15 protein-coding genes are annotated in these 13,444 nt (G+C 72.7%); 9 read left to right on the forward strand and 6 right to left on the reverse strand.

Going from position 1 to position 13,444, the window contains the following annotated elements:
* Positions 1 to 121 precede the first annotated feature (121 nt).
* From ACFV4G_RS25175 to ACFV4G_RS25185, 3 genes are all read right to left on the reverse strand, one after another.
* Positions 122 to 1,297, reverse strand: a complete 1,176-nt coding sequence (locus ACFV4G_RS25175; RefSeq protein ID WP_380444063.1) for an rRNA adenine N-6-methyltransferase family protein — start codon at positions 1,295 to 1,297, stop codon at positions 122 to 124.
* A complete protein-coding gene (locus ACFV4G_RS25180; RefSeq protein WP_380444065.1) occupies positions 1,297 to 1,428 on the reverse strand; it encodes a hypothetical protein in 132 nt (43 codons plus the stop codon). Before ACFV4G_RS25180 ends, ACFV4G_RS25175 begins: the two co-directional genes overlap by 1 nt.
* 194 nt (positions 1,429 to 1,622) lie before the next feature.
* Complete coding sequence (locus tag ACFV4G_RS25185; protein WP_380444067.1) at positions 1,623 to 2,471, reverse strand: helix-turn-helix domain-containing protein; 849 nt, start codon at positions 2,469 to 2,471, stop codon at positions 1,623 to 1,625.
* A gap of 402 nt (positions 2,472 to 2,873) precedes the next feature.
* On the opposite strand from ACFV4G_RS25185, the gene ACFV4G_RS25190 reads away from it, so the two are divergent.
* The 5 genes from ACFV4G_RS25190 (at position 2,874) to ACFV4G_RS25210 (ending at position 7,118) form a co-directional block, all read left to right on the forward strand.
* Positions 2,874 to 3,908 (forward strand): phosphotransferase family protein, encoded by a 1,035-nt coding sequence (locus ACFV4G_RS25190; protein ID WP_380444069.1) that lies wholly within the window; start codon positions 2,874 to 2,876, stop codon positions 3,906 to 3,908.
* Positions 3,908 to 5,119, forward strand: coding sequence for an acyl-CoA dehydrogenase family protein (locus ACFV4G_RS25195; protein WP_380444071.1), 1,212 nt, complete (start codon positions 3,908 to 3,910; stop codon positions 5,117 to 5,119). Before ACFV4G_RS25190 ends, ACFV4G_RS25195 begins: the two co-directional genes overlap by 1 nt.
* Positions 5,120 to 5,243: 124 nt before the next feature.
* Positions 5,244 to 6,515, forward strand: a complete 1,272-nt coding sequence (locus tag ACFV4G_RS25200; protein ID WP_380444073.1) for an alpha/beta hydrolase family protein — start codon at positions 5,244 to 5,246, stop codon at positions 6,513 to 6,515.
* Between the two features lie 111 nt (positions 6,516 to 6,626).
* On the forward strand, positions 6,627 to 6,947 hold the full coding sequence (locus tag ACFV4G_RS25205) for a DUF1905 domain-containing protein (protein WP_380444075.1): 321 nt from the start codon (positions 6,627 to 6,629) through the stop codon (positions 6,945 to 6,947).
* 21 nt (positions 6,948 to 6,968) lie between these two features.
* Entirely contained in the window at positions 6,969 to 7,118 is a 150-nt protein-coding gene (locus ACFV4G_RS25210) for a hypothetical protein (RefSeq protein ID WP_380444077.1), read from the forward strand.
* Here ACFV4G_RS25210 and ACFV4G_RS25215 read toward each other — a convergent pair.
* The 3 genes from ACFV4G_RS25215 to ACFV4G_RS25225 are packed head-to-tail and all read right to left on the reverse strand — an operon-like array spanning position 7,115 to position 9,650.
* Positions 7,115 to 8,086 carry an NADPH:quinone oxidoreductase family protein gene (locus ACFV4G_RS25215; RefSeq protein WP_380444079.1) on the reverse strand — a complete coding sequence of 324 codons (972 nt, stop codon included), beginning with the start codon at positions 8,084 to 8,086 and terminating at the stop codon, positions 7,115 to 7,117. The two genes, ACFV4G_RS25210 and ACFV4G_RS25215, sit on opposite strands and share 4 nt — an antisense overlap.
* Positions 8,083 to 8,895 (reverse strand): SDR family NAD(P)-dependent oxidoreductase, encoded by an 813-nt coding sequence (locus tag ACFV4G_RS25220; RefSeq protein WP_380444081.1) that lies wholly within the window; start codon positions 8,893 to 8,895, stop codon positions 8,083 to 8,085. Before ACFV4G_RS25220 ends, ACFV4G_RS25215 begins: the two co-directional genes overlap by 4 nt.
* Positions 8,892 to 9,650, reverse strand: coding sequence for an SDR family oxidoreductase (locus ACFV4G_RS25225; RefSeq protein ID WP_380444083.1), 759 nt, complete (start codon positions 9,648 to 9,650; stop codon positions 8,892 to 8,894). The genes ACFV4G_RS25220 and ACFV4G_RS25225 overlap by 4 nt, the downstream gene beginning before the upstream one ends.
* 206 nt (positions 9,651 to 9,856) lie before the next feature.
* Between ACFV4G_RS25225 and ACFV4G_RS25230 the strand changes: the two genes are divergently transcribed.
* The 4 genes from ACFV4G_RS25230 to ACFV4G_RS25245 all read left to right on the forward strand — a co-directional run bounded on the left by ACFV4G_RS25230 (position 9,857) and on the right by ACFV4G_RS25245 (position 13,339).
* Complete coding sequence (locus ACFV4G_RS25230; RefSeq protein ID WP_380444085.1) at positions 9,857 to 10,486, forward strand: TetR/AcrR family transcriptional regulator; 630 nt, start codon at positions 9,857 to 9,859, stop codon at positions 10,484 to 10,486.
* A gap of 324 nt (positions 10,487 to 10,810) precedes the next feature.
* Positions 10,811 to 11,119 (forward strand): ABC transporter permease, encoded by a 309-nt coding sequence (locus ACFV4G_RS25235; RefSeq protein WP_380444087.1) that lies wholly within the window; start codon positions 10,811 to 10,813, stop codon positions 11,117 to 11,119.
* Positions 11,120 to 11,143: 24 nt separating this feature from the next.
* On the forward strand, positions 11,144 to 11,923 hold the full coding sequence (locus ACFV4G_RS25240) for a hypothetical protein (RefSeq protein ID WP_380444089.1): 780 nt from the start codon (positions 11,144 to 11,146) through the stop codon (positions 11,921 to 11,923).
* Positions 11,924 to 11,929: 6 nt separating this feature from the next.
* Positions 11,930 to 13,339, forward strand: coding sequence for a hypothetical protein (locus tag ACFV4G_RS25245; protein ID WP_380444091.1), 1,410 nt, complete (start codon positions 11,930 to 11,932; stop codon positions 13,337 to 13,339).
* Positions 13,340 to 13,444: the final 105 nt, after the last annotated feature.

A 13,444-nucleotide genomic window follows, 5' to 3' on the forward strand; every position in this document is an offset into this window, starting at 1 on the left:
CGCCCGCCGGCGGCTCCGCCGGCCGCGCCCCGGGCCGGCCTGTGTTCTTCTGACTGCTTTCTGGGGGGGGGGGGGGGGGGGGGGGGGCCGCGCCCCCCCCCCCCCCCCCCCCGCAGCCCGCTCAATCCATCGGCCAGGAGTCCGCCGGGGTGTCCAGCCATGCCTGGTGGCCCTTCGGCGTGACGGTGAGTCCGAACCGTTCCGGCCCGGGCCGGCCGTTGGCGATCCACCACCGGTGAGCCGCCTCGATCTCGTCCCACAGGCGGCGCGGCCCGCGCTGGTGGACGGTGAAGACGTCCTCGTCGCTGCCATCGTGGTCAACGGCCGCCCAGGACGACCGGTCAGTGGAGGCGATCCACAACCGGTCCGCTACCCCCTCGGCCGGGGCGTCCTGCCAGGCGTGCCAGATGTCGCCGATCCGGTGGCCGATCGCGAACGCCGCGTCCCCGTGGACGACCGAGCGGCGGGGCAGCGCGGTCTCGGACACCTCGGCCTCGTGGTCGTCGCTGACGACGTCCCGGAGCAGGTCCACGTCGTCGCGTTGCGTCCGCATGAGCATGAACGAGCTGTCCGCGCTGAACCGGCCGACCGCCGTTCCGTCCTCCCCGACGGTGAGCCGCAGCAGGCCCCAGCAGATCCACGGGTTGTCCCACGGGGTGAGGACCATCCCGCCCTGCCTCGTCTGCACGATCCACGGCAATGGAATCCGCCGCACCGAACACGTGGACACGATCCGGTCGTACGGCGCGCGGATGCCCCAGCCGAGAGCGCCGTCCCCGCACACCACCTCCGGGGCGAAGCCGGCGGTGCGGAGAGCAGCCCGGGCGCGCTCGGCAAGCCCGCGATCGACCTCGATCGTGGTCACGTTGGCGTCCCCGAGATGGTGGGACAGCATGGCGCTCGTCCAGCCGGTGCCGGTCCCGATCTCCAGCACGCGCATGCCCGGCTGGAGATCGAGGGCTTCGAGCATCCGGAAGACGACCGAAGGGGCCGAGGATGAACTGGACGGCCACGCATCGGCGGGGTCTTCGGGTTCGGCTCCGTCGTTGACCTGCGTCACCACCGGTTCGTCGGCGTACGCGGCAGTGAGCCACGCGCCGAGGTCGTCCTGGCGATCCAGAGTGCGGTAGGCGCCGTCCTGGTCGATCCAGATGCGGTCGGGGAGGAAGGAATGGCGCGTGGCCGCTGTGGCAGCCTTGATCCACTCGGGGGCCACGGCGTGACCGTGACTATCGCTGACGCTCTGGAGCAGGCCACGCACGGCGGCCTGCTCCACGCCGTGCTGGTGGTTCGTCATCAGCGGTGCTTACCGCCCTTGTCGGGGCCCTGGCCGTCGGGGCTGGGCTTCGGGCCGATGACGGGGCCGCCGGGCTTGGCGTGGTCGCCGCCCTTGCCGTCGTTCGGCCCGCCCTTGTTCTCGTCTCCCATGTCGTCTCCTACTGCCTCGCGGTCGTGGTCCGGGGGATGGGGCCGGGGTTCGGCGGCCCCGGGGCGGGCGGCTTCTCGGGGGTGGTCAACGCAGCGCTCCTCCCATGCCGGGCTCGTCCCTTCGGGACGGCATCGACAACGTTAGGGAGTAATCACGCGGTCACCCAAAGGAGTTGCAGCGAGTTGCACATCAATCACGCGAGGGCGTTCATGGCCTTCGTGATGAGCGCGCGGGCAGCCTTGCCGTACACGGCATCCGACGACAGATCCCGATAGCGATTGGCGTACATCGCGACCTCGGAAGGCTGGGTGATGGTCAGATAGCCGGACACAAGCTCGACGTTGGCCTGGGCGTTGTCGAAGATCCAGAATCCTTCCACCTGCATCGACGTACGAGCCGTGTTGAAAGGGATGATGCCAAGGCTCGTGTTCGCCCGGGACGCGATGTCGATGAGGTGCCCGAGCTGTCCGGCTGCCACCTCCAGGCCGCCGATTCCGGACAGGAGCACGGCCTCTTCGATGAGGAAGGCGAACGTCCGGTGCGAGTCGTGGATGATGCGTTGACGGTTCATGCGGACCTGGACGGCCGCCTCGACGTCGTCCACCTGGACGCGCCGCTTCTGTGTGGCCCGGAGGATCGCGGTTGTGTAGTCCCTTGTCTGGAGCAATCCGGGGACGATGCCGGGGGAGTAGGCGCGGAATCGCTCTGTGCGCTCGAATAGTGGCAGCACGGCCTCTTGGGCGCGCTTCAGACCGCTGCGCTCCATCCGCCTCCACTCGACGAACATGCCCTCCACGGACCTGAGGCTCGCCACCAGGTCTTCGGCCTGCTCGCCGGCGTCGCACGCGCGGCACCAGTCCCGGATGTCCTGCTCCGACGGTGCCGTGATGGCGTTCTCGATCCGGGACACCTTCGACTTGTGCCAGCCGCAGCGGAGTGCGAGAACAGGCCCGGTGAGCTCGGCCAGCCGGCGGAGCTCGCGCAGCCGGTCGGCCAGGAGCTTCCGGGCCTGCTGGACGCTCGACGATCGCGATGTGTGCATGATGCTCGACTACTTGGGCTCGTATTCCTGGTGGGGAGTTGCGAAATATCAGAGGGATTGAAGGCCGAGCCGAGGAGCGCGACCAAGTAGTCAAGTTCCCGTTCTCGGGGTCTCGCCAGATCGTCGGTGAGTCGTCGGTCGGGGTGTTGGGGATGATTCCGAGGAACTGTAGGGGCTGCACGATGCTCCCGGTGGACTCGGTTCCGCGTAGTTGCACACCACTTGCCCCTAATCCCGGCGCGTACGCGTATGACGTCTCCGGGCTTTGGCCGACCTGGCCGGTGCCCCTTGCGCGGTCTCCGTTCGGGGGCACGCGTCATTGACAGGGGGAACGCCGGGATGAATGCTAAGCAAGCGCTTAGTCAACGAGATGGAACCGACGCCACCCCCAGGAGCCGCCCGATGCCCGAGACGACCCCCGCCGATCCGCCCGGGCTGGATCTGGGCCTGCTCCGCGCCCACCTGGACCGTGAGCTGCCCGGCCTCGTCCAGGGTCCTCTCTCTGCCTCGCTCATCGAGGGCGGGCGCTCCAACCTCACCTACGTGCTCACCGACGGCCACTCTCAGTGGGTCCTCCGGCGGCCGCCGCTCGGGCACGTGCTCGCCACCGCTCACGACATGGGCCGCGAGTACCGCGTCATGACCGCCCTCCGCGACACCGACGTCCCCGTCCCGCGCACGCTCCACCACGACCCCACCCCGGACGTCCTCGGCGCGCCCTGGTACCTCATGGAGTTCGTCCCCGGCGTCGCTCACCGTGACCCCGCCCCCCTCGTCGCCCTCGGCGAGGACCGTGTCCGCGCCCTCGGCCGTCGCCTCGTCTCGACCCTCGCCGCCCTCCACCGGATCGACCCGGCCGCCGTCGGGCTCGCCGACTTCGGGCATCCGGACGGCTACCTCGAACGCCAGCTGCGCCGCTGGTCGAAGCAGCTCGCCGCCTCCCGCAGCCGGGACCTCCCCGAGCTCGACAGGCTCCACGACCTCCTCTCCGCGCGCCGCCCCGAGTCGCCCGCCCCCGCGCTCGTCCACGGGGACTACCGGCTGGACAACGTCCTCGTCGACGACAGCGACGCGATCGCCGCCGTCCTCGACTGGGAGATGTCCACCCTCGGCGACCCCCTCACCGACATCGGCCTCCTCGTGATGTACACCGAGGTCGCCGGCGTCGGCGGCGGCATCATCCCCGCCGCCATGACCGCCCCCGGCTTCCCGTCCAGCAAGGAAATGGTGGCCCACTACGCAGAATTGACTGGACGTCAGGCCGAAGACCTCGAATGGTACGTCGCCTTCGCCGCCTTCAAGCTCGCCGTCGTCGCCGAGGGCATCCACTACCGCTTCCAGCAGGGCGGAACCCTCGGCGCCGGCTTCGAGCGGGCCGGCGAGATGGCCCCGATCCTCGCCCGGTACGGCCTGACCACCCTGAAGGAAGCAGCCTGATGGACTTCGCCTACGACGCCCGCACGAACCAGCTCCGCGAGCAGCTGCTCGCCTTCATGGACGCGCACGTGTACCCCGCCGAACCCGTCCTCGAAGAGCAGCTCGCCGACCCCGCCCGCCCCGCCTGGAGCGTCCCGCCGATCGTCGCGGACCTCCAGGCCGAGGCCCGCAAGCAGGGCCTGTGGAACCTCTTCCTGCCCGGCGACGAGGGCGCCGGCCTCACCAACCTCCAGTACGCCCCGCTCGCCGAAATCACCGGCCGCAGCCCCCAGTTGGCCCCGCCCGCGTTCAACTGCGCCGCCCCCGACACCGGCAACATGGAGCTCCTCGCCCAGTTCGGCAGCCCCGAGCAGCGCGAGCGCTGGCTGCGGCCCCTCCTCGACGGCGAGATCCGCTCCGCCTTCGCGATGACCGAGCCCGAGGTCGCCTCCTCCGACGCCACCAACATCGCCACCCGCATCGAGCGCGACGGCGACGAGTACGTGGTCAACGGCCGCAAGTGGTACATCACCGGCGCGATGAACCCGCAGTGCCGGATCCTCATCGTGATGGGCAAGACGGACCCGGCCGCCGCCAAGCACCGCCAGCAGAGCATGATCCTCGTGCCGCGCGACACCCCCGGCGTCACCGTCAAGCGCGGCATGAAGGTGTTCGGCTACGACGACTCCGACCACGGCGGCCACGCCGAGGTGCTGTTCGAGGACGTCCGTGTCCCCGCCGTGAACCTGATCGGCGAGGAGGGCGCCGGCTTCGCCATCGCCCAGGCCCGCCTCGGGCCCGGCCGCATCCACCACTGCATGCGCGCCATCGGCATCGCCGAGCGCGCGCTGGAGCTCATGTGCCGCCGGTCCATCGGGCGCGAGGCCTTCGGCCGGCCGCTCGCCGACCAGGGCGTCGTACAGGACTGGATCGCCGAATCCCGGGTCCGCATCGAGCAGTTGCGGCTGCTCGTGCTCAAGACCGCGTGGCTGATGGACACCGTCGGCAACCGCGGCGCGCACACCGAGATCCAGGCCATCAAGATCGCCACCCCGATCACCGTCGAGTGGATCCTCGACAAGGCCGTCCAGGCCCACGGCGCCGCCGGCGTCAGCCAGGACACCCCGCTCGCCCAGCTCTGGGCCGGCAACCGCACGCTGCGCCTGGCAGACGGGCCGGACGAGGTGCACAAGCGCTCGCTGGCGCGCCGGGAGCTGAAGAAGTACCTCTGACCGTATGGACGTCATACCGGGGTACTACGGGCCGACTTGGCACCCCGGTATGACGGCCCAGGCCCCTCCTCACCCGTACCGTCCCTCGTGTCGAGAGACGGATCCCGAACGAGGAGGAACGGCGATGAACAGGCGAGGACGGGCCGTGGCGGCCGTGCTGCTGGCGGCGACGGCGACACTGGGCGTGGTGGCCGCACCGGCCGCGCTGGCAGCCACCGGGCAGGGCACCGCGCAGCAGGCCAGGGCCTGGCTGCCGCAGCCCACCGGGCCGTACCCGGTCGGCACGACGTCCCTGCAGCTCACGGACGACCACCGGGACGACCCCTGGAAGCCCGGGCAAGCCCGCAAGCTGATGATCAGCTTCTGGTACCCGACCACCCGGCCCGCCACCGGCAACGACCGCGCGCCGTACATGCTCCCCGCCGCCGCCGACCACTTCGGCAGCGCCGGGAGCGTCGGCCAGAGCGACCTCGGCTTCGAGCCCGGCCGCACCGACTGGGCCGGCATCCGCACCCACGCCCGCGCCGACGCGCCCGCCCTCCCCGGCGGCAAGCGGCCCGTCGTGCTGTACTCGGCGGGCTTCGGCGACCCGCGCACGTGGGGCACCGGCCTGGTCGAGGACCTCGCCTCGCGCGGCTACGTCGTCGTCACCGTCGACCACACGTACGACGCCTCCGAGGTCGCCTTCCCCGACGGGGACCTCGCCACCTCCGTGTTCCCCGCGTTGATGGCCCAGCCCGGCCTCGACATGGAGGCCCTCCTGCGCAAGACGCTGCAGACCCGGGTCGACGACGCCCGCTTCGTGCTGGACCAGCTGGCCGGGCTGCGCCACGACAAGCAGCTGCCGCCCGGCCTCGCCGCCTCCCTGGACCTCGACCGGATCGGCATGGTCGGCCACTCCGGGGGCGGCTCCGCGGCCCTCCAGACCATGCACGACGACCCGCGCCTCAAGGTCGGCGTCAACCTCGACGGCCAGCTGCACTTCCCCGGCCCGGACGGCACCGGCGTCCACCTGACCAGCGTCGCCGAGGACGGCCTGACCCGCCCCTTCCTGCTCATGGGCACCCAGAACCCCGACTCCGGCAGCTATCACAAGCAGCCCGGCTGGGACGCCCTCTGGCAGCACAGCACCGGCTGGCACGCCGACGTCACCCTCACCGGCTCGCGCCACGGCTCCTACACCGACGCGCAGTCCCTGCTGCCCCAGCTCGCCCGCCAGGGCGCGATCAGCCAGGCGCAGCTGACCGAGGACGTCGGCGACGTCCGCCCGGACCGCGCGGTGCTCGCCACCCGCTCCTACGTCGCGTCGTTCTTCGACCGCTGGCTGCGCGGCCACGACGACCACCTCCTGGACGGCCCGTCGCCGCGCTTCCCCGAGATGGTCTACGAGCGGTAGCGCGCAGCCGGAGCCATGCGTGACGCGCTGGGCGAGGTGCTCCCGGGGGGCACCTCGCCCACCGTCATACGCTGGGCGGGCATCAGGCGTTCTCACGATCGGATCGGCCTCATGGACATCGCCTTCACCGGCCACGTGATCGAATGGCGCGGGCCTTCCCCGTACTTCTTCGTCCCCGTGGCCGAGGAGCAGGCCGCCGACGTGCGCGAGGTCGCGGCGATGGCCACGTACGGCTGGGGAGTCGTCCCGGTCGAGGCCCGGATCGGCGGGAAGGCGTTCGCCACGTCGCTCTTCCCGAAGGACGGCGGCTACCTCCTGCCGATCAAGAACGCCGTGCGCAGGCTGCACGGCCTCTCGGTGGGGGACCGGGTGGCCGTGGAGATGACGGTGCTCCTCCAGCACCGGGCGCCGCTCCGAGGCCCGGCAGACTGAACCCCCGCCGGGCGAAGCCTCATGGCGGCGGCCGATGAAGCGGGCGTCGAGCACGCCGTGAGCACGAGCCTGTCCGGCGACGGCGACCACCTGCCCTGCGCGGCTCGCGCACCGCCGGACGGAACGGCGGCTTCGCGAATCCGCGAGCTGGACGTCATCGCCCCGAACTAATCACCCAGCACCACCAGGCGCCCCACGCTCAGCCCGTCCGCCACCCGCTGGACGGCCTCCGCGGCCGAGGCGAGCGGGAGGCGGGCGCTGACCAGCGGGCGGACCACGCCCGTCTCGGACAGCTTGGTGAGCTCCTCGTGCGCGGCCTGGACGGTCTGCGGGGCGCGCGTGTTGTACAGACCCCAGTGCAGGCCCAGGATCGCGTAGTTCTTCACCAGGGCGTGGTTGAGCGCGGGCGCCGGGATCTGCCCGGCGGCGAAGCCGACCACGACGATCCGGCCCTCGAAGGCGATGCACTTCGTCGAGCCGGTGAAGGCGTCGCCGCCGACCGGGTCGAAGACGACGTCGGCACCGCGGCCGTCCGTCGCCTGCTTCACGACGGCGACGAAGTCCTCGGCCGTCCGGTCCACGACGACGTCGGCGCCGAGCGCGCGGGCCGCCTCCGCCTTGGCCGGGCCGCCGACCACGGCGATCACCCGGGCCCCGGCGGCGCGGCCGAGCTGGACCGCCGCGCTGCCGACCCCGCCCGCCGCCGCGTGCACCAGCAGCGTCTCGCCCGCGCGCAGCCGGGCCCGCCGGTGCAGGGCGAACCAGGCGGTCTGGTAGCCGATGTGCAGCGCGCTCGCCTCGGCGTCGTCCAGCGCCTCGGGGGCGGGGAACGCGGCGGCGGCGTCGAGCAGCGCGTACTCGGCGAACGCGCCGTGCGGCAGCACGGGGTTGCCGATCAGCCGCTCGCCGCGCCGGGCGCCGGCCACGACCTCGCCGCACAGCTCGACGCCGGGCGTGAACGGCAGCGGCGGGCGCACCTGGTACTGGCCGCGGACCATCAGCGCGTCCGGGAAGTTGACGGCCGCCGCGCGCACCCGGACGAGCAACTGCCCGGGACCGGCCACGGGTCGGGGCACGTCCTCGACCAGCTTCATCACGCCGAGCGGCTCGCCGAGCTCGCCCACCTGCCAGGCCCTCACAGCGCGCCGCCCTTCTCGAGTCCCTGCTGGAGCCGGTTCATCGAGCCGAGCCAGCGGTCCGGGTCGGTGGCGCGGGCGCGGTAGTACTCGGCGACCTCGGGGTGCGGGAGGATCAGGAAGCGGTCCTCGCGCAGGCCGGCGAGGGCCGCCTCGGCGACGTCCTCGGGGGCGATGGCGGTCGGCGCGAGCAGGGCCTCGCCGACGGCGCCCGTACCGGCGAGCATGTCGGTGCGCACGCCCTGCGGGCAGAGCGCGTGGACGTGGATGCCGCGGTGGCGGTAGGTCGCGGAGAGCCACTCGGCGAAGGCGAGCGCGCCGTGCTTGGTGACGGCGTACGGGGCCGAGCCGAGCATGCTGAGCAGCCCGGCGGCGGAGACGGTGGCGAGGAACCGGCCCCGGCCGCGCTCCAGCCAGCGGGGGAGCAGCAGGTCGGCGGCCCGGACATGGGCGAGGACGTTGACCTCCCACGCGCCGGCCCAGGCCGCGGCGGGCGCGTCGGCGCCGCCGATCGGGGCGACGCCCGCGTTGGCGCACCAGACGTCGATCTCGCCGACGGCCTCGCGGGCCCGCCCGATCAGCTCGGCGAGCCCGTCGGCGGAGGCCGCGTCGCCGGGCAGGGCGGTGCCGCCGATCCGGGCGGCGACGGCGCCGGCGGCGTCCGCGTCCAGGTCGTTGACCACGACGTGCGCGCCGGCGGCGGCGAAGGCGGTCGCGAGCGCGGCGCCGATGCCGCGTCCGGCGCCGGTGACCACGACGCCCTGTCCGGTGAAGTCCTGCTTGTCGAAGCCCTGTCCGTCGAAGGCGCTCACATGCCACCGCCCAGCGTCACGCCGCCGTCCAGGACGACGGTCTGGCCGGTGATCCACCCGGCGTCGGGGGAGAGCAGGAAGGCGACGGCGCCGGCGATGTCCTCCGGCACGCCGAGGCGGCCCAGCGGGTACTTGGCGGCGACCTTCTCCTCGCGGCCCTCGTACAGCGCCTCGGCGAACTTCGTCTTGACGACGGCGGGGGCGACGGCGTTGACCCGGATCCCCTGCGGGCCGAGCGCGGCGCCGAGCTCCGCGGTGAGCCGGATCAGCGCGGCCTTGCTGACGCCGTACATGCCGATGCCGAGCGAGGCGCGGATGCCGGCGACGGAGGCGACGTTGACGATCGACCCGCCGTGCTCGCCCATCCACGCGGCGTGCACCCGGCGGGTCCAGGCGAGCGGGGCGAGCACGTTGACGGCGAGGATCTTGGCGGCGGCGTCCTCGTCGGTGGTCAGCACCGGCCCGTAGACCGGGTTGATCCCGGTGTTGTTGACGAGGTGGTCGAGCCGCCCGAAGGCCTCCAGGGTGCGGGCGACGGCCTCCTCCTGGTGGGCCGGGTCGTCGGACTTGCCGGCGACGGCGATCGCGTTCTCCGGGCCGCCCAGGTCGCGGACGGCCTCGGCCAGCGGCTCGGGGTTGCGGGCGGTCAGGCAGACCTTGGCCCCGCGGGCGACCAGCTCGCGCGCGATCCCGAGGCCGATGCCCCGGCTCGATCCGGTGACGACGGCCACCTTGCCCTTGAAGGAGTGCACCACGGAGGGTCCTGCCTTTCGCGCGGTTCGACGGGAGGAGCAGCGGTGAGAGGAGCGCTGACTAAGCGCTTGCTCAGCATGGTGTCGGTGGGGGAGCCTGTCAACAGCCCACCCGGACCGTCCGGGGCCGAGGCGAACCGGGCACGTCCGGGGCGGCCGGCGCGAATGCGCGTACGAGTTCCCGGTGAGGATGATGCGAGGATGACGCCATGACCAGCACGCCCATCGCCGACCTCTGGCCCGCCCAGCCCGGCGGCACCGACTCCCGCCCTGAGGCGGCGTACCGGCTGCTCCAGGCTGCCGTCGAGTCCTTCGCCGAGCGCGGCTTCCACGCCACCACCACCCGCGACATCGCGACCGCCGCGGGGATGAGCCCGGCCGCGCTGTACATCCACTACCCGTCCAAGGCCGCGCTGCTCGCCGAGATCAGCCAGGCCGGGCACGCCGCGACGCTGGCGCTGGTCCGGCGGGCGGCGGCGGGCGAGGAGGAGCCGGCGCAGCGGATGCGGCGGCTGGTCGAGGAGTTCAGCGCCTGGCACGCGCGGGGCCGGATGGTCGGCCGGGTGGTCAACTACGAGCTGCACGCGCTGCCCGAGGACGCGTACGCGGTCGTCGCGGCGCTGCGGCTGGACATCGAGCGCGAGGTGAGCGCACTGATCGAGGAGGGCGTCGCGTCGGGCGCCTTCGCCGTCTCCGAGGTGCGCACGGCCGCCCGCGCGGTCACCTCGCTCGGCATCGACGTGTCCCGCTGGTACACCGACCGCAGCACCGAGACGCCGGAGGAACTCGGGCGCCGTTACGGCGAGTTGGTGCTGAGGATGCTCGGCGCGCAGGTCTGAGCGCCGAGCCCGCCGTTCCCGGCCTTGACCGGGCTCCCCGCGGCGAGCAGACTCGTATACGAAGTACGTGTGCCTCGTAGGTCTACAACGCAGGTGTACGCCGCAGGTGTACATCGCCGCCCGGAGCGCGCGGGCCCGACACCGCGCCGCCGCCCCGCCCGGCGAACTCCCAAGCGGTCGTGACACTCCGGAACCGAGCAAGAACGTCCAGCGAGAACCCCGCAAGATCCCCGAGCAGACCCCGCCCCGGGCCGTCCCGGCGCGGTCGTGCACCGCGCCATGAGCGGCCCGGGCGTTCCGGTCTGGAGAAGGGGAGGTGCAGTCATGCCCTTCCAGCCCTTCCAGTTCTTCGAGTCCTTCCAGTCCCGCGAACCAGCCCGTCACGAGAGCCGGGTCCGGCCCCGCTTCTGGCTGGAGACCGCCCTCGGCAGCCTCTCCGGGCTGCTGTTCCTGATCACCCTGGTGTGGCCGCAGTGGATCGAGACCCTGCTCGGCGTCGACCCGGACGCCGGCAGCGGAGCCGCCGAGTGGCTCGTCGTCGCGCTCGCCGCGGCCGTCACCGCCGCCTGCGCCCTCGGCGCGCGGACCGAGTGGCGCCGGACGCACCCGTCCGCCGCCCGCGCCGCGCACTGACCGCGCCATCCAAGGAGGATCGCCATGACCGATCCCACACCGGCCGCGGCCCCCGCGGTGCCGCCCGGCGAGATCACCGACCTCGTCCGGCGCACCCCGCTGAGCTTCGTCGGCACCGTGACCCGCACCGGCGGTACCCCGCTGTCGACCGTGGAGGCCGACGAGCACACCGCCGTCGTCCGGGTCGACCACGTCCTGCACGCGCCCGACGCGTTCCGGCGGCTCGCCGGCAGCCGGGTCACCGTGCAGCTGAAGGCCGATGCTCCCCGGCTGGAGGTCGGCGACTCGGCCGCGTTCTTCACCGAAGGCCTGCACTACGGCGCCGACCTCGCCGTCACCGAGGTCGGCCGCCTGCCCGCCCACGCCGTCCGCCCGCACATCGCCCTCGCGGCGACGACCGCCGACGAACTGCCGTTCTCCGCCGTGCTGCGCGAGATCCACCGGCAGGACCTCGCCGTGCACGCCCGGGAGGCCGATGCCGTGTTGCTCGGTACGGTGACCGGGCTGGAGCGGCTGGACGGGGCGGGCCCCCGCTCCGAACACGACCCGCACTGGTGGCGGGCCGGCCTGGACGTCGAGCACGTGGAGCGGGGCACGGTCCCCGACCGCACCGTCCGGGTGCTGTACCCCAACAGCCGTGACCGCCACTGGAACCACGTTCCCAAGCCCGCGGCCGGCCAGAGCGGGCTGTGGCTCCTGCACGCGACCGAGGGCGACCAGCGGGAGCTGGCGCCGTACGCGCTGCGGGACGCCGACGACTACCAGCCGGCGCACCGGCTCGCCGCGCTGCGCGAAGGGATGTGAGCCGGCATGCCCACCTTCAAGGTCGTCGACCTGACCCCTAAGGCGTTGAGCGGCGAGTCCGAGCAGGACTCCGAGCCGTTCCTCGCGGTCAATCCGGAGAAGCCCACCGAGATGGTGGCTACCGCTTTCACCTCCGACCCGATGGGCGGCCGGTTCGCGCCGGTGTACGTGTCCACGGACGGCGGGAACACCTGGTCGCTGAACACGATCGTCCCGGGCGGGGGGCGGGGCTTCGGCACGGGCGACATCACCGTGGCGTTCGCGGACCGGGGCGGTGCCCTCTACGCGGGCATCCTGAACGGTGTGGCCGCCTTCCGGCAGAACAAGACCCTCCTGCAGATCCTGCGCGCGCCGTCCGTCTCGTCGACCGCCCCGATGGAGGTCCTCGTCAGCCGGGACCAGGTGGACCAGCCGTGGACCATCGCCGACACCGTCGCGAGCGCCGGCGCAGACCACGACCGCGTCCTCGTCGGCAACAACAACTTCAACCACCCGTCCCCGACCTCCCAGACTGCCACCGTGGACGTCTCCGCCGACGCCCGGACGGCCCGCGCCCCGGCCGGCTTCGCGTCCACCGGCATCGAACGGCGCACCCCGGACGGTCAGGACGGCCCGCCGGTCAGGCTGGCCCTGCACCCCGACGGCACGGTCTACGCGGCGTTCGAGAGCTGGACGTCCACGACCGCCGTCCAGGCCGTCTCCGACGTCACCTTCGACGTCGTGGTGACCCGCGACGACAGCGCCGGCGCCGGGGCCAATCCGTTCCAGGACCTCAAGGACGCCACCGACAGCAGCCCGGGCCAGCGGGTGGCGACCGGCCGCTTCGTGGCCTTCAACTCGACCCTGGGGCAGGAACGCCTCGGCGGTGACCTGACCATCGCGGTCGACCCGAAGGACGCGGACAGCGTCTGGATCGCCTGGTGCGACCGGGTCGGCGGAGCGGGCGGCACCGACAACACCCTGCACGTCCGGCACTCGGCCGACCGCGGCCAGAGCTGGGCGCAGGCGCGCCAGGACATCACCGACGTCAAGAACCCGGCGCTGGCCGTCAACTCCGCCGGTCTGGTCGGCCTGGCCTACCAGAAGTTCGCCGACAACCAGTGGACGACGGTCCTGGAGACCACCGCGGACGGCTGGAAGAGCACGCCGGAGACCACTGTGCTCCACCAGGCCCCCGCCGCCGTGCCCGTGGCCGTCGGCTTGCCGTACCTCGGCGACTACATCCGGCTGCTCACGGTCGGCGCCGACTTCTACGGCGTGTTCTCGGGCAACAACACCCCCGACAACGCCAACTTCCCGGTGGGCGTGACGTACCAGCGCAACGCGGACTTCACGACCCACCAACTGCTCGACGTCGACGGCACCTCCGGCGTGGCGGTGTCGATCGACCCGTTCTTCTTCCACCGGGCCGCCTGAGCAGACGAGTTGCAGACGCCTTGGAGCGCCCGCCACGACCGGTCGTGGCGGGACGCGGAAAGCGTCTGGATCGCCTGGTGCGACCGGGTCGGCGGAGCGGGCGGC

The organism is Kitasatospora sp. NPDC059747 (assembly GCF_042732955.1).
Classification (GTDB): domain Bacteria; phylum Actinomycetota; class Actinomycetes; order Streptomycetales; family Streptomycetaceae; genus Kitasatospora.